This is a genomic window from Marinobacter daepoensis DSM 16072 (assembly GCF_000421165.1).
Classification (GTDB): Bacteria; Pseudomonadota; Gammaproteobacteria; order Pseudomonadales; family Oleiphilaceae; genus Marinobacter; species Marinobacter daepoensis.
In genome coordinates, this window is sequence record NZ_ATWI01000011.1 from 37,733 (window position 1) to 61,612 (window position 23,880).

At 59.2% G+C, this 23,880-nt stretch carries 17 protein-coding genes; 8 read left to right on the forward strand and 9 right to left on the reverse strand.

Annotated elements, in window-relative coordinates; genetic code table 11:
* Positions 1 to 30: 30 nt before the first annotated feature.
* Both cysK and K325_RS0112145 read right to left on the reverse strand, forming a co-directional pair.
* Positions 31 to 1,002 (reverse strand): cysteine synthase A, encoded by a 972-nt coding sequence (gene cysK, locus K325_RS0112140; RefSeq protein ID WP_029654539.1) that lies wholly within the window; start codon positions 1,000 to 1,002, stop codon positions 31 to 33.
* A gap of 16 nt (positions 1,003 to 1,018) precedes the next feature.
* Positions 1,019 to 3,970 (reverse strand): transporter substrate-binding domain-containing diguanylate cyclase, encoded by a 2,952-nt coding sequence (locus tag K325_RS0112145; protein WP_228128448.1) that lies wholly within the window; start codon positions 3,968 to 3,970, stop codon positions 1,019 to 1,021.
* A gap of 113 nt (positions 3,971 to 4,083) precedes the next feature.
* On the opposite strand from K325_RS0112145, the gene K325_RS0112150 reads away from it, so the two are divergent.
* A complete protein-coding gene (locus K325_RS0112150) occupies positions 4,084 to 4,863 on the forward strand; it encodes an ATP-binding protein (protein ID WP_029654541.1) in 780 nt (259 codons plus the stop codon).
* Positions 4,864 to 4,868: 5 nt separating this feature from the next.
* On the opposite strand, the gene K325_RS0112155 is transcribed toward K325_RS0112150, so the two are convergent.
* The 3 genes from K325_RS0112155 to pdsR are packed head-to-tail and all read right to left on the reverse strand — an operon-like array spanning position 4,869 to position 8,917.
* Entirely contained in the window at positions 4,869 to 6,176 is a 1,308-nt protein-coding gene (locus tag K325_RS0112155; RefSeq protein WP_029654542.1) for a DUF3422 family protein, read from the reverse strand.
* Entirely contained in the window at positions 6,173 to 8,212 is a 2,040-nt protein-coding gene (locus K325_RS0112160; protein ID WP_029654543.1) for an ATP-binding protein, read from the reverse strand. Before K325_RS0112160 ends, K325_RS0112155 begins: the two co-directional genes overlap by 4 nt.
* Before the next feature lie 3 nt (positions 8,213 to 8,215).
* A complete protein-coding gene (pdsR, locus tag K325_RS0112165; RefSeq protein ID WP_029654544.1) occupies positions 8,216 to 8,917 on the reverse strand; it encodes a proteobacterial dedicated sortase system response regulator in 702 nt (233 codons plus the stop codon).
* Positions 8,918 to 9,100: 183 nt separating this feature from the next.
* Between pdsR and K325_RS0112170 the strand changes: the two genes are divergently transcribed.
* From K325_RS0112170 to K325_RS0112190, 5 genes are all read left to right on the forward strand, one after another.
* The gene (locus tag K325_RS0112170) at positions 9,101 to 11,239 is read left to right on the forward strand and encodes a marine proteobacterial sortase target protein (protein WP_029654545.1); all 2,139 of its coding nucleotides are present in this window, start codon (positions 9,101 to 9,103) and stop codon (positions 11,237 to 11,239) included.
* On the forward strand, positions 11,236 to 11,823 hold the full coding sequence (locus tag K325_RS0112175) for a class GN sortase (RefSeq protein ID WP_029654546.1): 588 nt from the start codon (positions 11,236 to 11,238) through the stop codon (positions 11,821 to 11,823). The genes K325_RS0112170 and K325_RS0112175 overlap by 4 nt, the downstream gene beginning before the upstream one ends.
* Before the next feature lie 48 nt (positions 11,824 to 11,871).
* Positions 11,872 to 12,591, forward strand: a complete 720-nt coding sequence (locus K325_RS0112180) for a lysophospholipid acyltransferase family protein (protein WP_029654547.1) — start codon at positions 11,872 to 11,874, stop codon at positions 12,589 to 12,591.
* 73 nt (positions 12,592 to 12,664) lie between these two features.
* Complete coding sequence (locus tag K325_RS0112185; RefSeq protein WP_029654548.1) at positions 12,665 to 12,907, forward strand: GlsB/YeaQ/YmgE family stress response membrane protein; 243 nt, start codon at positions 12,665 to 12,667, stop codon at positions 12,905 to 12,907.
* A 1-nt stretch (position 12,908) separates the two neighbouring features.
* The gene (locus K325_RS0112190; protein ID WP_029654549.1) at positions 12,909 to 13,310 is read left to right on the forward strand and encodes an MAPEG family protein; all 402 of its coding nucleotides are present in this window, start codon (positions 12,909 to 12,911) and stop codon (positions 13,308 to 13,310) included.
* 54 nt (positions 13,311 to 13,364) lie between these two features.
* On the opposite strand, the gene K325_RS0112195 is transcribed toward K325_RS0112190, so the two are convergent.
* Positions 13,365 to 13,805: an OmpA family protein gene (locus K325_RS0112195; RefSeq protein WP_029654550.1), complete on the reverse strand. Its 441-nt coding sequence runs from the start codon at positions 13,803 to 13,805 to the stop codon at positions 13,365 to 13,367.
* Between the two features lie 226 nt (positions 13,806 to 14,031).
* Between K325_RS0112195 and K325_RS0112200 the strand changes: the two genes are divergently transcribed.
* The gene (locus K325_RS0112200) at positions 14,032 to 15,483 is read left to right on the forward strand and encodes a rhomboid family intramembrane serine protease (protein ID WP_029654551.1); all 1,452 of its coding nucleotides are present in this window, start codon (positions 14,032 to 14,034) and stop codon (positions 15,481 to 15,483) included.
* A gap of 18 nt (positions 15,484 to 15,501) precedes the next feature.
* Here the strand turns inward: K325_RS0112200 and K325_RS0112205 are convergent, their stop codons facing one another.
* Positions 15,502 to 16,956, reverse strand: coding sequence for a hypothetical protein (locus K325_RS0112205; protein ID WP_029654552.1), 1,455 nt, complete (start codon positions 16,954 to 16,956; stop codon positions 15,502 to 15,504).
* Between the two features lie 225 nt (positions 16,957 to 17,181).
* Here K325_RS0112205 and acnA point away from each other — a divergent pair, with 225 nt between their 5' ends.
* Positions 17,182 to 19,941 carry an aconitate hydratase AcnA gene (gene acnA, locus K325_RS0112210; protein WP_029654553.1) on the forward strand — a complete coding sequence of 920 codons (2,760 nt, stop codon included), beginning with the start codon at positions 17,182 to 17,184 and terminating at the stop codon, positions 19,939 to 19,941.
* A gap of 30 nt (positions 19,942 to 19,971) precedes the next feature.
* Here acnA and K325_RS0112215 read toward each other — a convergent pair whose 3' ends face one another.
* Entirely contained in the window at positions 19,972 to 22,038 is a 2,067-nt protein-coding gene (locus K325_RS0112215) for a GAF domain-containing sensor histidine kinase (RefSeq protein ID WP_036193514.1), read from the reverse strand.
* Positions 22,035 to 23,750, reverse strand: coding sequence for a sensor histidine kinase (locus tag K325_RS0112220; RefSeq protein WP_228128449.1), 1,716 nt, complete (start codon positions 23,748 to 23,750; stop codon positions 22,035 to 22,037). The genes K325_RS0112215 and K325_RS0112220 overlap by 4 nt, the downstream gene beginning before the upstream one ends.
* Positions 23,751 to 23,880: the final 130 nt, after the last annotated feature.

Sequence of the window (23,880 nt, forward strand, 5' to 3'; positions counted from 1 at the left end):
GCTGAGCGCCTGCCGCGGGCGGCTACAGGGTTACTGAATGTTTTCCTGTTCGCCAAAGGTGTCGGTAAACAGAGCCGAGGAGAGGTAGCGCTCGGCGGAGTCGGGCAGGACCACCACAATGTTCTTGCCTTGATGCTCTGGCTGCTTGCTCACCCGCACGGCAGCAACCACGGCGGCCCCACAGGATATGCCGCACAAAATCCCTTCTTCACGCATCAGACGATGCGCCATGGCCATCGCTTCTTCGTTGGTAACCGCTTCCACCTGATCGACCAGGTCCAGGTCCAGGTTCTTCGGAATAAAGCCCGCACCAAGCCCCTGAATCTTGTGAGGTGCGGGTTTTAGGTCATCGCCCCTGAGTGTCTGGGCAATGACCGGCGAATCGGCGGGTTCCACCGCAACGGTGGTCATTGCCTTGCCTTTGGTCTGTTTGATGTAACGTGAAACCCCCGTCAGGGTACCCCCTGTTCCAACGCCTGCGACAAAGATATCCACCTCACCATCGGTGTCATTCCAGATTTCCGGGCCGGTGGTGTCTTCGTGAATTCTGGGGTTGGCCGGGTTCTGGAACTGCTGTGGCAGGAAATGGTTATCGGGATCCGATGCAACGATTTCCTCTGCTTTGGCAATGGCGCCGGGCATGCCTTTGGCCGGTTCGGTCAGAACCAGTTCTGCGCCCAGTGCCTTAAGGACTTTACGACGCTCCAGGCTCATGGACGCAGGCATGGTCAGAACGAGCTTGTATCCCCTGGCGGCGGCCACGTATGCCAGTGCGATGCCGGTATTTCCGCTGGTGGGTTCCACGATGGTCATACCCGGTTTCAGGACGCCCCGTTTCTCGGCATCCCAGATCATGGCCGCGCCAATCCGGCACTTGACTGAATAGGCCGGATTGCGGCCTTCAATTTTGGCCCAGATGGTTGCGCCATCGTTTACCCGGTTGAGGCTGACCAGAGGGGTGTTGCCGATTGAGAGTGAATTGTCATTGTAGATACGTGCCATTTTGTGCTCCTGTTCCTTATGTCTGACGTCCGGTCTGTTTCACTGCCAGCCGGTTCCGGCCCTGGCCTTTTGCGGCATACAGGGCCTGATCGGCCAGCCGGAGATAGTCTGAGGGCGTGTTATCCGGTGCCGGGATACCGAGCGCCAGGCCAATACTGACGGTCAGCCCAACGTGATCTTTCCGGCAGGTATCGCAGTCCTGGCTGGCAATCGCCTCCCGGAAACGTTCCAGGCGTTCAATGATATCGGAAGCTTCCTGATAGCTGGTGAAAATAATGAACTCTTCACCTCCGAATCTCGCCAGACGGTCGGTTTCCCGACGGAAGTGCTCGCGCATGGCATTGGCCAGGGTTTCCAGGCAATGATCGCCGGATTCGTGTCCCCAGGTATCATTGATTTGTTTGAAATGATCCGCGTCCACCATGGCCACGGCAAATCCGGCCTGATGGCGCTGGCACCACTGGAAGCTTCGGGGAAACTCCCGGTCGAAGAACGTGCGATTGCCCAGCCGGGTCAGATTATCGGTAACGCTCAGATGGGACAAGGCCTCGTTGGCCTGAGCCAGCTCACGGTTGAGTCTGCCGAGTTTTCGGTTCCAGTAAACCAGTAGCGCAGTGACCAGAATACCGACAGCGAGTATCTGCCAGATCAGCGTGTAGTTCACCTGTTCTTCGATTCGTAGATTGCGCCAGTTAATTTCCAGTTGCCGGTGGTCCTCTTCTGTGAGGCTGGAAATGAGTTTCTGCATGATGTTGTTGAGTATGGGTTCATCATTGCGGGTAGCGATGGCCAGCGCCCAGTCGGCTGGCACCCGGCCCACGACTTTCAGGTCGGCCAGCCCCAGGGCCTGCATGTAGTAACTGGCGGTTGCGAGCGTGGTGATGTATCCGGTCAGTTCTCCATTCTGCAGTTTACGCAGTCCCTCCTGCTCTGACCGGACCGGGACCAGGTTGAGGGTCGGGTAACGCTGTTCCAGCAACTCGGAGAAGGCATATCCTTTAACCACGCCGACAGGCTGATCGGCCATGTCCGTGAGGCGGTCAATGAACGGGGCCTCAATCCGACCCATGATGACGTTGGGTATGTCCAGATAAGGGGTTGTGAAATCCATGTACTCAGAGCGTTCGGGGGTTTGCATGGCGAGCGGAAACATGTCGCACTGGCGGGCTCTTGCCGCTTCAAGCGACGCGTTCCAGCTTGTCGTGGGCACCAGAGGAAAGCGAATGCCTGCCCGTTGCCTGAACAGGTCAAGTACCTGGGCCGAAACCCCGGTGTGTTGCCCGTCTTTGATGGCCTCCAGTGGAGACCAGTTCGGGTCAACACAGATCCGGATTTCCCGGTTGTGCCGGGCCAGCCAGGCAGCTTCCTGATCGGTCCACTCAAGGCGGGGACTCCCGGCACCGGGGTATCGGGAGGCGGTGCCAAGCCAGCGGGTTTCAATGGTTCGCTGTTCCGTCGGTGACAGAGTTGCCAGAGCCCGGTTCAGAATGTCAGCCAGCGGGGCGAGTGACGGTTTGACACCAAACCGGAGATCTTCTCCGGCATAGCCCGGGAGGGCCAGTTCTCCTGCAATCCGGACGCCGCGGATTCCCAGTTCGTGGATCCAGTAGTTGCCTGAGTGCAGGGCATTGATCACCACATCAACATCGCCAGCGGCAAGGGCCTGGAACATGGGCTCCTGAGTGCCGAAAGGGAGGACCGGGGTGTCCCCCAGAATGGCCCGGACGGCGTCTTCGTAATAGATGCCTGCACCAAGGCCGACACGGACGCTGGACAGGTCCTTGAGGTCGCGGTATTGCAGGGTATCGCTTCGGGTAAAAATGACGTTGGGAATGATGTGGTAAGGGCGCGTGAATCTGGCGATCGTCTCACGTTCCGGCCGGTAGGACATATTGGCCATGACATCGATATCCCCATTGGACAGCATGGTCAGCAGGGATTCCCAATCGCCCCGCACGGGAATGATCTCCAGCCCGGTGAGGTCAGCCAGCCGGTTCATGATGTCGACACTCAACCCCAGGGTTCGGCCACCATCGGTAAAGCTGAAAGGGGCGTAGTCGTCCATGAATCCAACCCTGACCGGGCCCAGGGATGCGAGAAGCCGTTTCTGGTCGGCGGTCATGGGAGGGAGCGGTGAGGGCTCGGCAGAGGCGCCGCCGAATTCCTGCCAGCGCTCCCGGAGGTTGCGAAGACGAGCTTCCGGAATGGCGTCCAGCCCGGCCTGAAGCTTGTTAAGCAGAGACTGCTGGCCAACGCGCACCCCCAGGCGAAAGTCCTCCCGTGCCAGCCGTTCCAGTGGGGCCGGGCCCAGAATCTCCAGAAACCGGAAGCCATTCTGAGTGGCCAGGTACTCCAGAGTTAACTTCGGGCCGATGGCAACGTCCACCCAGCCGAAAGCCAGGGCTCTGATCAGACTGGGGAGGGTGTCGTAGGTATGAATGGTCAGCCCATGGTTCCTGAGGGCTTCCAGATAAAAGATGTTTTCAACGACGCCGACTTTCAGCCCGTTCAGGTCGTCCAGAGTCTGAACCTGAGGCAGGTTCCTGGCACGGTCCTGCATGAGGTACACTTCCCGGACGTGGTAGGGCTCGGTGAACAGAATCTCCCGGGCCCGGTCTGGTCGCCAGGAGATACCTTCAATGACATCCAGGTCGCCCCGCAGGAACGCCTGGTAGATGTCGGGCCAGCTGCTGGCTCGGAAGTCAAAGGTAAGGTTGCTGTGGCGGCCGACTTCCCTCAGTACGTCAATGGAGAACCCCTTGACGCTTCGCCCTTCAATGAAACTGTACGGCTCGTTATCGGCGACAACGCCGACAGTGACAGTGCGAGGCTCGTGCGTTTTTTCTGAGGCGCCGGAGGGCACCGGAAGGCTGAGCATCAGCAACGAGCAAAACAGAGCCATTGCTGCGCCAGAGAGGATGACAGCCAGTCGGTTTTTTTGTGTTTTGCTGGGGCTGGCGTGCAACATGGGTCTTCCGTATTGCTGACCCTGTCAGTGTAGTTGCAGATAGTAACCTTTGCAGGCAGGCGTGGTCAGAAATCATACACGCCATTACATTGGAATCCCGGGAGGAAGCTGTTTTGTCCGGTAGCGAAGTAGATTGGCAAACGACACCCGCCGCTGTCTGGCGTCGGCACCGTTCGGGATTGCGGGCGATTCGCCGGCTGGACCCGGTTCAATGGGAGAGTCTCACAGGAATCGAGCGGCAGCAGCAGGCGCTGGCCCGGAACACGGAGCGGTTTCTTGCAGGCCAGCCGTCGAATAATGTCCTGCTTTGGGGGTCCCGGGGCACCGGCAAGTCGTCTTTGATTAAAGCCTTGCTGAACCGTTATATGGGCCAGGGGCTGAGAATGATCGAGGTCGACAAGGACGATCTGGTGAACCTGCCGGAGCTGGTTGATGATCTGTGTGAACTCCCGTTCCGGTTTGTGATTTTCTGCGACGATTTGTCCTTTGACGTTGGGGAATCCGGTTACAAGGCGCTGAAAAGCGTGCTGGAAGGGTCTCTGGAACTGCCGCCGGAAAATGTCAGGGTATACGCCACCTCCAACCGCCGGCATCTGATGCCGGAGTTCATGAGCGATAATCTCAAAAGCGAAGTCCGGGATGGTGAGTTGCATCCCGCAGAGGCGATTGAAGAACAGGTGTCCCTGGCAGACCGGTTCGGGCTGCAACTGTCGTTTTATCCGTTCTCGCAGGATGTCTTTCTGCAGGCGGTGGACCTCCTGTTCCCGAAGGTCGACGACCGGGAGATTCTGCACCTTGAAGCGGTTCGCTTTGCCACCGCCAAGGGCGTTCGCAATGGCCGCACGGCACAACAGTTCTACCGGCAGTTCGCCGGTGATCCGCGTTTCTGCTAGCCCGGCTATTGTCGCCGGGCCATCCGGATAAAGCGGTGGTGGATGACGCGGATACCGATGAACACAAGCACCATCACCGCCGGTATGGCCAGGCCGACTATCAGCGGCTTGTTCAGGTTCAGACCTGCGCCGGTGGCTGCATCCAGAACCAGTCTGAGCAGGCCGATCAGGTAGTAGGAAATGGCCACAACGGAGAAGCCTTCCACCGTGTGCTGCATCATCAGCTGGATGCGCGACCGACGGTCCATGGAGCTGAGCAGTTGCTGGTTCTGACTCTCAATCGCCAGCTCTACCCGGGTTCGCATCATCTCGGAGGCCCGGTCAACGCGGCGTGAGAGGTCTTCCAGCCGGTCATTGACGGCTTCGCAGGTTTTCACGGCCGGTGTCAGGCGCCGGGTCATGAATTCGGTCATGGTCAGGTGGCCCGATACTTCGTCTTCCCGGAGCTCTTCCAGCCGGGTCAGCACCAGCCGATGGTACGCCCTGGTGGCGGAAAACCGGAAGGTGGTATGGGCCCGGTAGGCTTCAATGCGGGCGGCGATGTTGGTCAGCTCCGCCAGAATCTCCTGCTCGTTCAGGCTTTCGTTATCGGCCAGGGACTGGGTAATCCTGGCCAGTTGCTGGTCCATGTCGTTCAGCGAGGGCGTGATTTCCCGGGCCACCGGTAAGGCCAGCAGTGACATCAGGCGGTAGGTCTCGATTTCCATCAGACGCTGGACCAGCCGTCCGAGCTGGCTGTTGGACATATGGCGATTCAGCACCATGAAACGGCCAAAGTTGTCGCTGTGGAGCTGAAACGAGCCTAGGATACGGGCGGCTCCTTCCTGTGGACTACTGCCGACCAGACGCATGCCCTCGAAGTGTTTGCGCATGAACGCGAGTTCGCTTCTGGCATCCTCGGAAGACGAACGCACCTCTACATGGAAGGCGCCCACCACGGTGCCTTCCAGTTGCGCCAGCCAGCCTTTGGGGAGCAGGCTCAACCCGGTTTCCTCGAACGGATCGGCGTCGGACTCTGCCAGGTTAATGAAGGTGTAGGCAGTGAACTCCATATGGACTTCGCGACGGACCCTGAGCTGGCCAAAGCTTTCCTCATAACAGCTTACTTCCTGCTCTGGCCAGGGCTCCCCAAGCAGGCGGTGCAGCTTTTGCAGGTGTTCGAACTGGCGGGTCCGTTGTTCCGGTGTGGTGATCACCGCAATCTGGGTGACCCTCGCGTGGGGCGGAATGATCTGAAACGGTCGGGAGTGGAGCTCCTGGTACAGATCGGTCCGGAGAGGGTGAAAATCCAGGCTGGCGGTATCGGCACTCACGGTGATGTCCTTGCTTTGGCCTCAGTAGCAGGGATGATAACCCGGAAACAGACACCGTCAATGCCACCTTGGCGCTGATTTCGGGCATCGACCCGACCACCATGGTAGTCCGCAATCAGTCTTACAATCAGCAGACCCTGACCAAGATGGCCCCCGCTGGTACTGCTGCGCTGGGACACGAATGCGCCAAAGATATCCACACCGCCATGGTCTGGCAGGCTTGAGCCTGCGTTGAAGACTTCGATCAGATAGTGTTGGTCCAACGGGTGTAACCGAACGCTGATCGCACCGTCTTTGGGTGTGAAGTCCCGGGCGTTGTCCACTAGCTTGTCGAGCATCTGAACCAGCATTTCCGGGGAACCGGCCATGAGGCAGTCGCGGGCGGGCCCGGAATAGGTGATCCGGTGATCCGGGTCCAGTTGCTGATAGGCTGCCGTGGCCTCGGCCAGTACCTCAGCGAGGTCAAACGGTTCTTTCTCGGTGTCTTCGAAACTTTGTTCCAGCCGGGCGGCTTCGCTCATGCTGTGCAGGATACGCCGCAGCCGCTCTGTCGCGGTGGAGGCCCGGTCAAGGTATTGCGCCCGATCCTGTTCAGGGACCCCATGGGCCAGGTTTTCAAGGGAAGAGCGGACCACGGCCACCGGCGTTTTCAGTTCGTGCGAAAGCCTTTTTGAAAAACTCTCCAGATATTGATTGTAGTTCTGCAAACGATCCACCATATGGGCAAAGTGTTGTTGCAGTTGTCCGAGCTCGTCGCGGCTCCGGGGGGCGGGAATCCTGCCCAGAATCCGGCCATCGTCGTCGACACTGGCTTCGACCAGTTTCTGTAGCCGGGTAATGCGCCAGGACAGCCAGCTGGCATAACCCAGCAACACCAGCATCAGGGCAAGAATGATCATCAGGCTTCGGGCCAGCACGCTGCCCAGGGTTGAGCCTGAGAGGGTCAGGAGCTGGTCCAGAGACTGTTCCAGCAGTAAGGCTCGCCCCCCGAACAGTTCATGCCGGCTTGCCAGCCAGACCGAACCGTCGGAATGGCGCACCAGTCCGTTGTCTGGCAGGTGGTGGGCCTGAAGCCGGTTCGGCTCCCGTGGCAGGATCATTGGCTCGGGCTGATACAGCCGGATCAGCCCGCTCAGAAGATTGAGGCTGATTTTCTCCAGAATCTGGCCGGACGACAGGTCATCAAACGCGGAGGTTTCCTGAGGGAGCACGGTCCGGGTTCTGGCGAGAATCCAGTCGGAAGGTTCCAGGATGGTGGCTTGCTGACCAGGGCTCAGCTGGCTTTCCAGCCGGTGTTCCAGTCGTTTGCTCTCCTGGACCAGCAAAGGAGGCGGGGTGAGTCCCGTGCCTGAGGCATCGCCAGCCAGACCATCCCGTGACGCCTGAAACCCCAGGCGGCTTCCCGGCGCCGGCAGCGGCATTCTCAGTTCCAGTTCCCAGCTTGCGCCTTTGTCCTGCCAGCTTGCCTGTATACGGCTATCCTTCGGCTGCGAGGGTTCAGCTCGGAGAACGGGCACATCGCCGGGAGCGCCTGCCCGAATAAACCAGCGTTGGTCGCGGACAGAGGCGTGCAGCTCCCGGGCTGGTGCCTGAAGCCAGAGTTCGAACCGTTCGTGGGCCTGCCCCGGACGGGCCGGATTGTAAAGGGCAAGGCCCTGGTCAAGCCGCTGCACCAGCAGGTACAGGTAACGATCATTATGCGTGGCCTGCCAGCGTAATGTAGGCGCCGGGCTTATGATGGTCTGCCAGGCTGCCGTCCCGTCGCTTTCATCAAATCCCGGCCATTCATGGCCGTAACCGTCGATTTCAATGGCCTGGCTGGTGGCGCTGGCGTAGATCACATTGTCGGCGTCCGCAACCGGCAGATTCAGGAGCTGGTCTCCGGCCAGTTCCGATAACCGCAGCCCCTGGGCCTCTAGTTGCAGCAGCGCCTGCTGGCGGAGGGCGTTGTCCAGTTCCAGCACAAAGCGCAGCCCGGCCCAGGGAATTAACAGCATCAGCAGACTGGCCAGAAACAACTGGCGTTTCAGGCTCAAAGCTCAGACCTCACGGGCGTTCCATCGGTAGCCCATGCCATAGGCGGTCTGGATACCGTCGAACTGACCATCAAGCTGAATGAATTTGCGCCGGATGCGTTTGATGTGGGAAGTCACCGTGTTGTCGTCAAGTATGGTGCTGGCGGCTTCCATTAACTGGTCGCGACTGCGGACATGCCCTGGATGCTGCACCAGAGCATGCAGCATCCAGAACTCGGTGACGGTCAGGTCGACGGGTTTCTCCTCCCAGGTGGCGGTCATCCGGTCAGCGTTGAGCCTGAGCCGGCCACGGGTGAGGATGTCGTCAGGCTTCTGAAGTGCTTCGGCCCAGGCTTCCGCCCGGCGCAGCAAGGCCGTAATTCGTGCCAGCAGGTGATCCAGACTCATGTCTTTGGTGACGTAGTCGTCGGCGCCGAGTCGTAACCCGTGTACCGAATCGATATCGCTGTCGCGAGCGGTCAGGAAGATAATGGGCAAGGTGGCGGACAGCCCCCGAAGGTCCTGGCACAGGGTAAATCCGCCCTCCGGCTCGTCTCCCAGGCCAACATCGATGATGGCCAGGTCCGGTAGGCCCTGACGCAAGACCTGCCAGGCCGCGGGCCGGTCGCCGTAGGTGGACACCCGATAACCCCGACGTTCAAACGCTGCCCGGTAGTTATCGCGGATGCCGGCTTCATCCTCAATCAGGACGATGTGCTTCTTCATGATGTGTTCTGTGTTTTGTTGACGGAAAGTGCCATTAAAGCATTCTGACCATGGCATACAAGCGATGTCGAAACCATTGCCATAATTCATCATATTTCATCGTCAGACTGCCGGTTTCTGCCATTGGCTTGCCCGCTGGCTGGGGTGAAATGGCCGCATCACCACCAAGACAAGGAACATGGGATGATGCTGCTATCGCTGCTTGCCAACCCGGCTGTTCGGCCGGATTGCCACCAACAACTGAAAACGCCGGCACTGTCGGCGCCCATTCGGCGGAAAATGGTCCGCTGCACTGAAGGGATCAGCTTGTGGCTGGCTATGATGCTCATGCTGTTTGTGCATCCATTATATGCTGAGGCCCGGACCATGGACATGGAGCAGCCGGGCCAGCTTTATCTGCTGGACCACAAGAGCGCCTGGCAGGAACCGGCGCTGGTGCTGGACAGTCAGTTCAGCGTCTCGGTGACTGGATTGCTGGCGCAAACCCGCCTGACCCGGACCTTCCGGAACACCAGTGATGAATGGCAGGAAGGCATTTTTGTCTTTCCCCTGCCGGAACGGGCAACGGTATATGGGCTCACCATGACCGTGGGGGATCGCCGGATCGTTGGGCAACTTCAGCCAAAAGCCAAAGCCCGCGAAACCTACGAACAGGCGAAGGACGCTGGCCAGAAAGCCGCGACCATGGAGCAGAACCGGCCAAATCTGTTCACCAGCCGGGTTGCCAACATTGCTCCGGGTGAAGACGTGACGGTGGAAGTGGACTACCAGCAACCTGTGACCTACCGTCATGGTCAGTTTGAGTTGCGTCTGCCAACCACGCTCACGCCCAGGTACATGCCCGGCGCTCCCCTGCCAGTGCCGGAAACAGCCTGGCAGTCCGGTTGGTCTGTACCGACCTCTCAGGTGGCCGATGTGGGTGAAATCAGTCCGTTCACTGTGCGCTCCGGGGATGTGGCCCCCGACAGCCATCGGGCGGAGATTTCCCTGACGATTGAGGCGGGTCTGGAACTGGCGGATGTCTCCAGCCCGAGCCACCCATTGCGGGTCGACCTGAGCGGAACCCGGGCAGAAGTCGCACCGGAGGAGGGGGCGATCCTGATGGAGCAGGATGTGATTGTGCGCTGGAAACCGAAGGCCAGTCAGGCCCCGGCAGCGGCCCTGTTTCACCAGCAGTGGCAGGGGGAGGATTTCCTGATGGCCATGGTGCTGCCGCCAGCCACCACCGGCCAGGTTCTGCGGCGTGAACTGCTGTTCGTGATCGATACCTCCGGATCTATGGCGGGCGAATCCATCCGCCAGGCCCGGTCGGCTTTGCTGCGGGGGCTGGATACCCTGCGCCCCGGAGATCGATTCAACATCATCCAGTTCAACAGCCAGGCCCACGCGCTGTACCTGGAGCCTGTGCCGGCAGATGGTCACTACCTGGCCCGGGCCCGGCAGTATGTTCAGGATCTGGAGGCTGAGGGTGGTACAGAGATGACGGGCGCCCTGACGCTGGCGATGGGGATGGACAGTCAGGAAAGCGGCGGCCTTGTACAGCAAATGGTGTTTATGACCGACGGTGCCGTTGGTAACGAATCGGCTCTGTTTGACCAGATCCGAAACGGGTTGGGTAACCGTCGACTGTTCACGGTTGCGATAGGCTCTGCGCCCAACATGTATTTTCTCCGGGAGGCCGCCCGCTGGGGGCGGGGGCAGTACACGGCGGTTCATAACACCGAAGACGTGGATTCGGCTCTGGGTAAACTCTTTGCGGCGATGGAAGCGCCGGTGATGACGGACGTTACGGTGGAGTGGCCGGAGGCCTCGGCAGAGGCGGTACCGGCGAAGCCGGGGGATCTGTTTCATGGTCAGCCGCTGGTTCAGGTGGTTCGTGGTGTTCCCGGCCAGGGCGAGTTGACGGTGTCTGGCAAGTTGGCTGGCGGCCGGGATTGGGTCACCCGGCTCGACCTTGGCAGTGCAGCTGACGGCCAGGGTCTGGATCGTCAGTGGGCCAGGGGGCGTATCGATGGGTGGATGGACGCTGCCCGCCTTCAGAACCGCGAGCCGGATGAGGCTGCCATTGTGGCGCTGTCGCTGCGCCACGGGGTGATGTCGCCGTTCACCAGTTTCGTGGCCGTTGAGGAAAGGGTGTCACGCCCTCAGTCCGAACATCTGGAGCAGGCGTCTGTTCCGACGCTGCTGCCGGCGGGGAGTCAGCCGGGAATGCTTCGCTACCCGCAAACCGCAACCTATGGCCCGCTGATGACGGCTCTTGGCTTGGTTGGGCTGATGTTCTCGCTTGCGATTGTCATGCTGAACCGGAGGCAGACATTATGAACCGGTCGATGCTGTTAATGGTGACCTGCTCGGCAACGTTGCTGGTGTTTGGGCTCTGGATTCCCTTCAAGGCGCTGGTGGCGCAGGAAATGCTGGAACTGGCCTGGGCGGAAAGCCAGGCCCGGCAGACCCAGGCCCGGCCCTGGCCCTGGGCCGACACCTGGCCGGTCGCTAAGCTGGATATTCCGGGGCAGGGCGTCTCTATGATTGTGTTGGAGGGCGTGCATGGTGAGAGTCTGGCCTTCGGGCCGGGCCGGGCCTCAGGCACCGACCGGGCCGGGGCTCCGGTCATTCTGGCGGGCCACCGGGATACGCATTTTCGCCATCTGCAGCATATGGAGCCCGGTGACCCGGTCCGCCTGCAGGGTGTGGATCGTCGCTGGCGGGACTATGAGGTGACATCAACCCGCATAGTCGACAGTTCCCGCGAATCGCTGGATACCCAGGAGCTTGGGCAGGATACTCTGGTCATGATTACCTGCTATCCGTTCGACAGCCTGGATGCCGGGGGGCCGCTTCGCTATGTGGTGGAAGCTCGTCCGGCATACGGACAGGAACAAATTGATACTGTTGCCGCGCTGTGAAGATAGCGTACACTTGTGCGCCCAAATGCCGTGACCGGAACCATCAGAATGTCCCTAGTTCGAAAAATTCTGGCCTGGCTCAGCGTGCCCGTGCTGTGCCTGGTCATGATGCTGCTCTACATCGCCCGACCTTTTAATCCTGATAACAACCGGATTCTGGGCTGGGTTGTCGCCCGGGCTGGTCGTTGCATTCTGGGCATGAAACGTCCGCTCTACGGGGCTGAAAACATGCCCAAAGACCGGCCCACGGTGATTATTGCCAACCATCAGCAAAACGATGACCTGTTTTTGATGGGCGACCTGCTGCCCCCCCGGACGGTGGCCGTCGGAAAATCGTCGCTGGTGTGGGTGCCGTTCTTCGGGCAGGTGTTCTGGCTGGGTGGTAATGTCATCCTGAACCGCAGTCGTTCGACCAAGGCTGTTGCCACCATGCAGGCGACCAGCGACGCGATTAGTCGTGAACGCAAAAGTATCTGGGTGTTCCCTGAGGGGACCCGGAGCCGTGGCCGGGGGCTGGGCAAATTCAAGAAAGGGGCGTTCCACATGGCCATTGCCGCCGGAGCCCCGATTACCATGGTGTGCGTCGGCGAATACCACGGCCGTTCCCGGGGCTGGACCGGACGGCGTGAGCCGGTGCCCATGCGCATCCTGCCGCCGGTTGAGACCCGGGGAATGACCAGCGAAGACCTGCCGGAATTGTTGCAGCGGTGCAGGCAACAGATGGAGGATGCCATTGCGGGGCTGGCCCGTCCCCATGGAACTGCTTGAACAGCCAATGAAAACAGGGCAGTCTTTCGCTCAGAGTAGACCCTCAATCCAGACCCATTGGGAGAGTGAAGCGATGAACCTGATCTGGTTTCTGATCATTGGTGGCCTGGCCGGCTGGCTGGCCGGGCTGATTATGAAAGGCAAGGGCTTTGGTGTGCTGGCCAACATCGGCATCGGGATTGTAGGCTCGTTTATCGGCGGTTTCCTGTTCGGTGTCCTGCAACTGTCGGCACACGGTGCTGTTGGGCGTCTGGTGACGGCGACCGTGGGCGCCGTGCTTCTGCTTGCCATCGTTAACAAAATCAAGAAGGGCTGACATGATTGTACCCGTCACCGCTGTCTTTGCTGCTGTCACCGGGCTGTTGCTGCTGGTGTTGTCGGCCCAAGTGGTCAAATTCCGGCTGAAATACCGGAAAGGTCTGGGCGTTACCGACGATCCGGAATTTGAAGCCGCCGTGCGGGCTCAGGCCAATCTGGTGGAATACGCGCCGCTGGGTCTGATCATGCTGGCCATTGCTGAACTGAACGGGGTTTCCGGTGCGCTGATTTACTGGACAGGGATGGCTCTGGTGGTTGGCCGGATCCTCCATGCCTGGGGCATGATCAACGGCAAGGGTGGGCCTCACCTGGCCCGGATGATTGGCATACTGCTCACCTGGCTGGCCATTCTGGTGGCCGCCCTGTTGCTGTTCTGGAATGTCTGGCAGGTATACGGCTAGGGGAACGGTTACGCGGATAACGGGGCCTGTTGGCCCCGTTTCTGTTTCTGGCAGTCAGAGTGCCTGGGCCATATCGAGCGTCAGATACTCCAGCTCCACCCGGCGATTGGCGGCATGGTCCTCGGGGCGGGTCAGAGGGCGTTCAGATCCCCAGGTGGTCAGCAGGATGGCGGTTTGCGGTACCCCCTCCTGAATCAGCAACCTTGCGACAGCATTAGCCCGGAGTCTTGAGAGAAACCGATTGTACTCGGCAGACCCGAAGTTGTCGGTATGGCCGTGAATCCGGACCCGAATGCCCGGGTGGTTTTTCAGGTACGTGGCGTGTCGCCGGAGCATGTCGATATCCGCAGCATCCAGTGTGTGCTTGTTGAAGCCGTAATGGAATCGGTTGCGGTGTGGACGGTCGGCGCTTGCCGACAGTTGCCCGGCGGCACTGGCGAAGGCCCGTGCGGCTTTGGCCAGAATATCGGGATTGTCCAGAACAAGTACAGTCATGTGTTACTTCCTCGAGTCGAGTGCCCGGCGTCTTTTTGTTATGTCCCCTTAACTATTGATGTCAGAGGGCACAACAGCAATTGGCGAATGGTCGATAGCCACCCGGGTTTTCTGGCTACCGATTGAATGGCATTTGTGTGACTGTGTGATTACACCGGGAAAAGAAGGCTCCGCTGTGGTAAAAAACAGCTTTCCAGGGACTGATTGTGATGAATTGTGACCGCCCATGCTGATTATTCCTGCTGAGAACACCGTTAACTGGAGGCGCCCGCCCTGGGTGACCCTGGGGCTGATGATGGCGTGCCTGCTTGTGTTTCTGTTCTATCAGGGGGGCGACGAACGCAAGCTTGATGCGGCGCTTGAACAGTATCTGGAGAGCGATCTGCTGGCACTGGAAGCCCCTGCGTACGAGGAATACCTGCAGCGGGAGATCCGGTTTGAGGGGAACCAGCAGCGGGTTCTGGAACTGCAGGAGTTTCAGCAACTGCAGGAAAATGAGGACGTGCTCTGGCAAGCCGCGACCCTTCTGCTGGACAGAGAATTTTTCCAGTATCTGCAGCAGAACCGGGATCTGATCTGGGCGCCCGCAGAACGTACCTGTTGGCTGGAACACCGCTCGGTGATTGAAGACCTGTGGATCAGCCGGATGAGTGCCTATCAATTGGGCCTGGTGCCCGCTGAGTTCTCGCTTTACACGCTGATTACATACCAGTTCCTGCACGGTGGCTGGGGCCACATCCTTGGTAACCTGCTGTTTCTTTTCCTGCTGGGTTTTACGGTGGAAAAGGCATTGGGGCCGGGGCGTTTTCTGGTTGCGTATCTGCTCTGTGGTGCCTTGTCCGGAATGGTGTTCACGGTGTTTTCTTCCGACAGCCAGGTGCCGTTGGTGGGAGCGTCCGGTTCCATATCGGGTTTGATGGGAATGTACGTTGCTATTTATGGGTTGCAGCGCATCCGCTTTTTCTATTTTCTGGGCATCTATTTCAACTACTTCCGGGCGCCGGCCATTGCCATGTTGCCGGTCTGGCTGGGTAAGGAAATCTATGATTACTGGTTCGCCGGAGCCACTGGCATTGCTTATATGGCGCATGCCGGAGGGCTTGTGGCGGGTGCCGGACTGGTTGGGTTACTCGGCCAGAGCTGGCTGCAGGTAAAAGACGAGTTCTTTGAGCCTGAGCAGGAAGCGCAGGACGAGCAGTTTACCAGAGCCTACGCACAGGCGATGGCGAGCCTGGGCCGGATGGAGTTCGAACAGGCACGGCGCCAGTTTGAGGCTCTGCGTGAGCGCTATCCAGACCGGCCGATTCTGCTTGAGCACCTGTATCACCTGGCGAAACTCCGACCGGATCTGGAAGCCTATCGCCTGCGGGCCGAAGAGCTTATGGCCGACGCCATTACCCGGCATCAGCCTGAACAGATGGTTGCGGTGTGGCAGGAGTATCTGAGCAAGGGTGAAGCCTTTCACCCGCTGGCCCCGGAGGCCCACAACCGGGTTTTGTTTGCCAGCCTGAAACGACACGATTTCAAGGCCGCGGAGAAAGCGTTTGAAAGGATGCGGACCCGGGCTCAGCCAGACATGGTTAATGAAGCCTGTCGGCTGCTGGTGGCTGAATTCGAGAAGCTTCAGATGGAACCAAAGGCCCGGCACTACCGGCAGTTGCTGAACCCACCCGCTTGAAGGGGTGGGTTCAGGCCGTCAGTCAGACACCTGGAAGCTGGCTTTTGGCCCCTTCAACGGCTGTTGATTGCTGGCCTGGGCGAGCCAGACATCGATGTGTTCGTGCACCGGATGGTTGGTGCAGCGTTTCTTGATGAACGACAGAAACGCGCTGGCCTTTTCCCACTGCTGAAGTCCATTCGCCAGCGCCTGGGCTACGATCAGATAGGCCGGGGCCAGCTGATCACTGTCAGGAAAACGCTTGTGGAAATCCTGCAGTAAACGGATCGCGGCCTTGTAGTGCCCCCGATGGTACAGGGTTCCAGCACACTGGACGGCCAGCTCCGGGTCGTCCACCTGAAAATTTGGTGTGGCCGTCTGCAAGCTCTGGATCAGCTGATTGAGGCTGTCACCTTCGTGTCGTTGGGCCAGCCAGGCCATGATCCGGGGATGATAGCGATACAGCGCTTCAGCATCGTGACGGGCGGTCAGCAACTGATAGAGCTGACCGATGCGGGTTGCGTTGGTCCGGTCCCGTTTCAGGGCCTCCTCAAGCATGCTCTGCACCCGATCGTAGTTGCCATCCTTGAGGTTCATATCCAGATCAGCATCAAACCGACTGCTTCGGTCCCGCTGATGCTGATCGGCGTCGGGCAGGTCGTCCTGCAGGTCTGAGGCAAACCCCAGTTCCTCCTGATACTGAAACAGCAGGTACCCGAGCATGTGAAACAGGATCAGGGTGAAGGTGCTGTTCAGGAAGCCCGCCAGAGGTTGTGCGACCCACATTGGGAAGTGGTTGACGGCGAAATCCTGTGCAGCCCCGGACGCGAGGGTCAGCAGAATCAGGTAACCGTAGAGCAGAAAGTAAGGTGTGCCGATGCGCGAGATCAGCACGGCCAGGTTCATCGGGTTCACCGCCGCTCCCACGGAACGCTCCATGGCCAGAACCATGATGCTGGCGGGCAAGGCGAGAACCACGAACGCAACGGCCAGCATCATCAGTATCGGCCCGCCTAACATGGCGGCTGCGGCTACCAGAGCCCCCATCAAGATGAAGACCAGAAACTGAAGCAGCACGATGTCAAACCCGCTACCGGTAAACGCAACCGAGACCGGGGGCGGTTTCAGATGACCTTCGGCAGTGTGATTGATGACCGCGTAGGTGTATTTGAACAGGGCCAGAGCGAGTACCAGCCAGATCATCAGGCCGATGAGGTTGGCAGGCGCGACAATCGGGACCAGTGTACAAATAGCGATGACGATCAGGGGGTCTGTGTGGAAGGGGTAGCGGAAAAATGCCCCCACCCGCTGCCAGAACGGAACAACTTCGGTGGCTGCACCCAGGTAGCGCATGGCTTTGTTGCATCGTGGACAAAGCGCCCGGCGCTGTCGGGTGTCGGCGTCTGGCATACAGCGGCTGCAATAGTGAGTCTGGCATTCGCTACAGTGCCACTTGGCAGGGTCACCAGGGTGGTAATGACAATCGTGCTTCACGTGAGACCCTTCATGATCCGTCAGAAATCAGCCGTCAATGATGACAGAACTGGCCAGGGCCCGCATCCGTTGTGTTCACACTTATAACAACGAAGCTTGTTCTGAGGTTGTGTGGTTGTTGGCGATGCTATTCACAAAACTGATTCCGAACATTCACAGAAGAACGGTTGAACTATGATGTTTCGATGCAATAGTTAAAGGAGATTTCCGAGAAGGAGGTATCGCATGTCGAGTTCAACCCTGAGTAAAGACAGCCTGAACACTCTGTCCTCGCTGAGTGCGGGTGGCAAAACGTTCCACTACTACAGTTTGCCGAAAGCGGCTGGTGCCTTGGGTGACCTGAACCGTTTACCGTTTTCGCTGAAAGTGTTGCTGGAGAACCTGTTACGGAACGAAGATGGCCTGACGGTTGACCGCTCGCATGTCGATGCCATGGTGCAGTGGCTGGAAACGCGAACGTCTGACACAGAAATTCAGTTCCGTCCGGCCCGTGTGCTGATGCAGGATTTCACGGGTGTGCCGGGTGTGGTTGACCTGGCCGCCATGCGCGAAGCAGTTAAGAACGCGGGCAAGGACCCCGCGCTGATCAATCCGTTGTCGCCGGTGGATCTGGTGATTGACCACTCGGTGATGGTTGATAAGTATGGCACCCCGTCGGCGTTCAGTGACAACGTGGCCATTGAGATGGAGCGTAATCAGGAGCGCTACGAATTTCTGCGGTGGGGGCAACAGGCGTTCGACAACTTCCGCGTGGTGCCGCCGGGTACGGGAATTTGCCATCAGGTGAATCTGGAGTACCTTGGCAAAACGGTGTGGCAAAAAGAAGTAGAGGGTAAAACCCTCGCCTATCCGGACACTCTGGTGGGGACCGACTCCCACACCACTATGATCAACGGCCTGGGCATTCTGGGCTGGGGTGTCGGCGGGATTGAAGCGGAAGCTGCGATGCTGGGCCAGCCGGTCTCGATGCTGATTCCCGAAGTCATCGGGTTCAAGATTACCGGCAAACTGCGAGAGGGCATTACTGCCACGGATCTGGTGCTGACCGTGGTGGAAATGCTGCGCAAGAAGGGCGTTGTCGGAAAATTTGTGGAGTTCTATGGTGATGGCCTGAAGGATATGCCGGTGGCCGACCGGGCGACCATTGCCAACATGGCGCCGGAATATGGCGCCACCTGTGGCTTTTTCCCGGTTGATGATCAGACCCTCACCTACCTGCGTCTGACCGGTCGGGATGAAGCCTTACTGGAGTTGGTGGAAGCTTATGCCAAAGCCCAGGGATTGTGGCGGGAGCCCGGCCATGAGCCGGCCTACACCGACACTCTGGAACTGGATATGGGCGACGTGGAAGCCAGTCTTGCGGGGCCAAAACGGCCTCAGGACCGGGTGCCTCTGAAAAATATGAAAGCCGCGTTCGAATTGTTGATGGAAACCGCCGAAGGTCCGGCGAGGCAGCAGGAGAGCCGGCTGGAATCGGAAGGTGGCCAGACCGCCGTGGGTGTGGACGACAGCTACCATCACCCGGCCAGCCAGCCATTGGAGATGAACGGTGAGGTAAGCCGTCTGGACCCCGGGGCTGTGGTAATTGCCGCCATTACCTCTTGCACCAACACCTCGAACCCCAGTGTGATGATGGCGGCGGGGCTGATTGCCCGGAATGCCGTGGCGAAAGGACTGAAAACCAAACCCTGGGTGAAAACGTCTCTGGCTCCCGGCTCCAAGGTGGTGACCGATTACCTGAAAGTGGCCGGTCTGCAGGAGGATCTGGACCACCTGGGATTCAATCTGGTGGGGTATGGCTGCACCACCTGCATCGGGAATTCCGGCCCGCTGCCAGAGGCGGTGGAAAAAGCCATCAATGACGGTGACCTGACCGTTGCCTCAGTGTTGTCCGGGAACCGTAACTTTGAAGGCCGGGTACACCCCCTTGTTAAAACTAACTGGCTGGCGTCGCCACCACTGGTGGTGGCCTATGCGTTGGCGGGCAACGTCCGGCTGGATTTGAGCAAAGACCCTCTTGGCACGGACCGGGAGGGCCACCCGGTGTACCTGAATGACCTGTGGCCCAGCCAGGCGGATATTGCTGAAGCCGTTGAAAAAGTGAAAACCGACATGTTCCGCAAGGAGTATGGCGAAGTGTTTGAAGGGGATGAGATCTGGAGATCCATCACGGTGCCTGAGAGTAAAGTGTATGAGTGGAGTGGCCAGTCCACCTACATTCAGCACCCGCCGTTCTTTGACGGGATGGGGGCGCAGCCGGAGCCGGTCAATGACATCACCGATGCCCGCATCCTGGCATTGCTGGGGGACTCGGTGACCACTGACCACATCTCACCGGCTGGTTCCTTCAAACCTGACACGCCAGCAGGGCAATACCTGCAGGCGCGCGGGGTGGCGCCGAAAGACTTCAACTCCTATGGCTCCCGCAGGGGCAACCATGAGGTGATGATGCGGGGCACCTTCGCCAACGTACGCATCCGGAATGAAATGCTGGATGGCGTGGAAGGTGGTTACACCCGGTTTGTGCCCACGGGTGAGCAAATGGCCATCTACGATGCGGCCATGAAGTACCAGGAACAGGGCACGCCTCTGGTGGTGATTGCTGGTAAGGAATACGGCACCGGTTCCAGCCGGGATTGGGCTGCCAAGGGCACGCGCTTGTTGGGCGTGAAGGCGGTGGTGGCGGAATCCTACGAACGGATTCATCGCTCCAATTTAATCGGGATGGGGGTCATGCCCCTGCAATTCCCGGATGGAGTTGATCGCAAGACCCTGAACCTGAAGGGTGAGGAAACCATCAGCATTGAGGGGTTAGCTGGCGATATCACGCCGGGCCAGACGCTGACCATGACGGTGACCTACACCGATGGTTCCACCGAAGCCTGCGAGCTGACGTCGCGGATTGATACGGCGAACGAGGCGGTGTATTTCCAGCACGGGGGCATCCTGCATTACGTTGTGCGGGAAATGCTGAAAAGCGCCTGAGGCCAGCGCCAGCCAAAGGGAATCGGTGTGTCAGGCACCGGTTCCCGGCGGTTCTGATCGCGGCAGGGTGACCCAAAACGTGGCTCCCAGGCCTTCCTTCGACTCGAACCCGATCTCGCCCCCCATCGCGAGCATCAGTTCACGGGTAATGGCCAGGCCCAGCCCCGTTCCCTCCTTGCTCCGGCTGGATGAAGCATCGGCCTGGGCGAACTTCTGGAATATTCTGGGCTTGAAGCTTGCCGGAACACCGGGCCCCGAGTCCTGAACGGCAATGCGGGCTTCCGGGCCCTGTGCGTCGATCTCAACAGTGACCTGGCCTTGCTCTGGCGAGAACTTGACGGCGTTTGAGAGCAGGTTTGCCAGAGCCTGTTTAAGCCGAAGTTTGTCATAGTGTGCCGTCAGCCCTGGCGTGAGGTTGTTCAGGTGAATCGAAACCCGGCGTAGCCTGGCATAGGGTTGTATTTCCTCAATGGCCGATACCACACACGCTTCGAGTTCCTGCTTCCGGGCCTCCAGCGGCATATTGCCAGAGATCAGTTTCTCAATGTCCAGCAGGTCATCAATCAGCACCTTCAGGTGATCGGCATTGCGTTTGGCGATGGCCAGCATGCCTCGGGTTTTCTCTGGGACCTTGCCAGCCGCCCCGCCCAGAATCAGGCCAAGGGAGCCCGAGATGGAGGTTAACGGCGTCCGCAGTTCATGGCTGACGGTGGAAATGAACTGATTCTTCATCTGCTCGGCTTCGTACCGCTCGTTGATATCAACGATGTAGCCATGCCAGAGAATGCTGCCATCAGGCAGTTTTTCGGGATTGGCCTGGCCTTCCACCCAGTGCCAGGCGTTGCCGTGCCACTGAATACGGTAGCGCTGATGCCAGCGGCTCAGGGCTTTGGCCGATCGCTTGATAGACTCTGCCACCACCGGCAGATCTTCAGGATGAATGGTGCTGAAGACCGGCGAGGCATCCCGGGCAGCGTCCTCCGCACTGATGTTGTAGATGTGCTGGATACCGTTGCTGGTGTAGGGAAAGGTGCTGTGGCCGTCGGGCCAGAGCCGGTATTGATACAGCATGCCGGGGGCATTGGCGACGAGCTTTTCCAGTGTCGCAGCCTGCCTGGAGTGATGAATGGCGTCGGCAACCCAGCGGGCGAGCAGGTTGACGAACATCTTTTCGGTTTCCGTAAATGGCGGTCGTCGGGGTGCCTGGGATGAAAAATTCAGGGTTCCGATCAGGGCCTCATCAATCCAGATTGGCGCAGCCAGGTAGCTTTCCAGTCCAAAGGCACCATAGCAGGGATGAGTCTGGAATCGTGACCGGCCCATATGGTTGATGGCCAGCACTTCGCCGTGTTCCAGCAGCAGTGAACAATAGGTTTGTTCAAGAGGCAGCGTCAGGCCGTTCGCAAGTGTCTGGTTTCGACGTTCATGGTGCCAGAGTACGGTGTAGGTCCCGCCAGTGATCTCACTGACAATCGCAGTGTCGGTGCCCAGGAACCGGTTTGCGCGTTCCAGTGCCTCGGGGATGGCAGTATCCAGATCCCCTTTGATTTCCAGAACGATCTCGTTGAGGGTATTCAGTGCCCGGGTTCGCTCGCTGTAGTAATTTCCCAGTTCCTGAAACTGGAGTTCGCGTTCCAGAATGTCCGCCAGATCCCGGAGCTTCATCTGATCGTCGTCGGAAAACGTGCGCGGGGTTCGGTCAATGATGCACAGAGTGCCAATGCGAAAGCCGGAGCGATCCTCCAGAGGAGCGCCTGCGTAAAAACGGATCCGCGGTTCGCCAGTCACCAGGGGATTGTCTGAGAAACGCTCATCAGCAAGAGCATCGGAGACCACAAAGGCCTCGGATTTCAGAATGGCGTGGCCACAGAACGAAATGTCCCGGCCGGTTTCCCGGACACCGAGGCCGTAACAGGACTTGAACCACTGACGATCCCGGTCGACCAGAGAGACCAGTGCAATCGGAACGTCAAACAGACTGGCTGCGAGCCGGGTGACCCTGTCAAAACGTTCCTCCGGCGGGGTATCGAGCAGTTTTGTGGCCTCCAGAGCGGAGAGTCTCTGGGGCTCTTCTGGTGGTTGCTCAGGAAATTTCATGATCCGGCTCCCTGGGTGAATTCCTGTCGGGGCATCTCAACCCAGAAATGGGCTCCCTGATCGTAATAGTAGCCGACGCTGCCGTGCATCAGGTGCGCGAGTTCTCGGCAAATGGCCAAACCCAGGCCGGTGCCTGACTGGGCCTGATGTGATGAAGGGTTGGCCTGGGCGAAACGCTCGAACAAGTGGGGAATGAAGGCGGTGTCCACGCCCGGGCCCGCGTCGGTGACGGTAAACCGGATAGTCTGGTGGTCCACCTTTCGGGCTGAAAGTTCCACAGTGCCATGCTTGGGAGAGAACTTGATGGCGTTGCTGATGAAGTTGTCCAGAATCTGACGCAATCGCTGGGGATCGGCCAGCGCAACCATGTCGTTTGCGGTGTGGTTGGCCCGAAGGCTGACGTGATAATGGGCAGCCATGCTGCGGTTGCCTTCGGCGGATCGCTCCAGAGCCTCCGTTACGTGGATGGGTTTGGGATCAATGGCCAATTTGCCGGCAATGGCCTTGTTGAAGTCCAGCAGGTCTGAGATCAGCAGCTGAAGCTGTTCCCCGTTCCGCAAAGCCACCTCGACCATCTTCTGGGCTTTCTCTGGCAGCGGACCGGCGGCCTGTTTGTTCAGTAGTTTGAGGGAGCCGTTGATGGAGGTCAGCGGGGTCCGGAGTTCATGGCTGACGGTGGAGACGAACTGGTCTTTCATGGTGTCCAGCGCCTCCCGTTCTTCCATTAGCCGGTTAAAGGCCCGGGCCAGATTCCGGGTCTCCGGGGGGCCTTTGGGTTTCAGCCGGCGCGTGGATGAGGCCCCGTCGACCATGGCCCGGATCTTTGAGGACATGTTCTCCAGGGGGCGGGTAGCGGTCCGGGCCAGCAACCAGGATAAAGACGCCAGAATCAGCGCCGCCAGCAGGCTCAGCAGCAGAAAGTTTGCAAACGAGGCTCTGGCCGGGCCAGTTACCCGTTCGTAGGGCTCGGCACTCAAAAACAGCCAGCCGACCCGCTCCAGATGACGGGTGGCGTAAATCCAGCGTCGGCCGTCTTTGTCGGTCACAAGGCCTGAGGTTACACCGGACAGGGCCGCATCAATAATCAGATTCTCGCCAGGGGCCGGGAGTGGTGGCATGGGGGTTCCGGGTGTCAGGGAGTCGACCTGGGCAAAGTGTTCGGTATCCAGAACCTTGAAGATCTCACTGTTGTTCTCGCTCAATGAGGCGGGAATGATGCCAGATTCGGCAAGGTTGATGCTGCCTCCGGCCAGGCCGAGCAGGTCGCCTTCATCACTGATGATCGGTGCGAGAAAGGACAACAGCGGCAACCCGGTGGTCCGCCCGATGATGGGGCGGCTGATCACTGCCTCGTGGCGGTTCAGGGCTTCCCGGAAATGAGGGCGGTCAGCATAGCGGGTGCCAAGGCGGCCCGGCACAAAACGGTTTTCTGCAAGGGCGACTCCCTGATCGTCGAAGATCAGCAAGCCGCCTTCAAAGTAGGTTTCCAGGCTGGGTTGGCGGCCCAGACGCTCTTTCAGTTCCGGTAAAGGCAGCAGGTTGTCCCCGTCGGACAGAAAAGCGGAAAACGCTTTCAGGGCTTCCAGCCGTATTTGAAGTTGTTGATCCACAATCCGGGCGGCGGATTCGGTTTCCAGAAGTTGCCGTTGGGTCAGTACATCCTCGAAATCCCGGACGAGTCCGTTGTAAGCCAGAACAAGGACGGCCGCCATAGTGGCTATACTGCTGGAGATGGTGATCAGGGTAACTCGGATACCTAACGATGGGGATCTCAACTGTCGTCCTTAGTGGCGTGGCCGCGAACCGGAAAACGTGCTTTCATAGAGCTTAGAGTATTTCCAG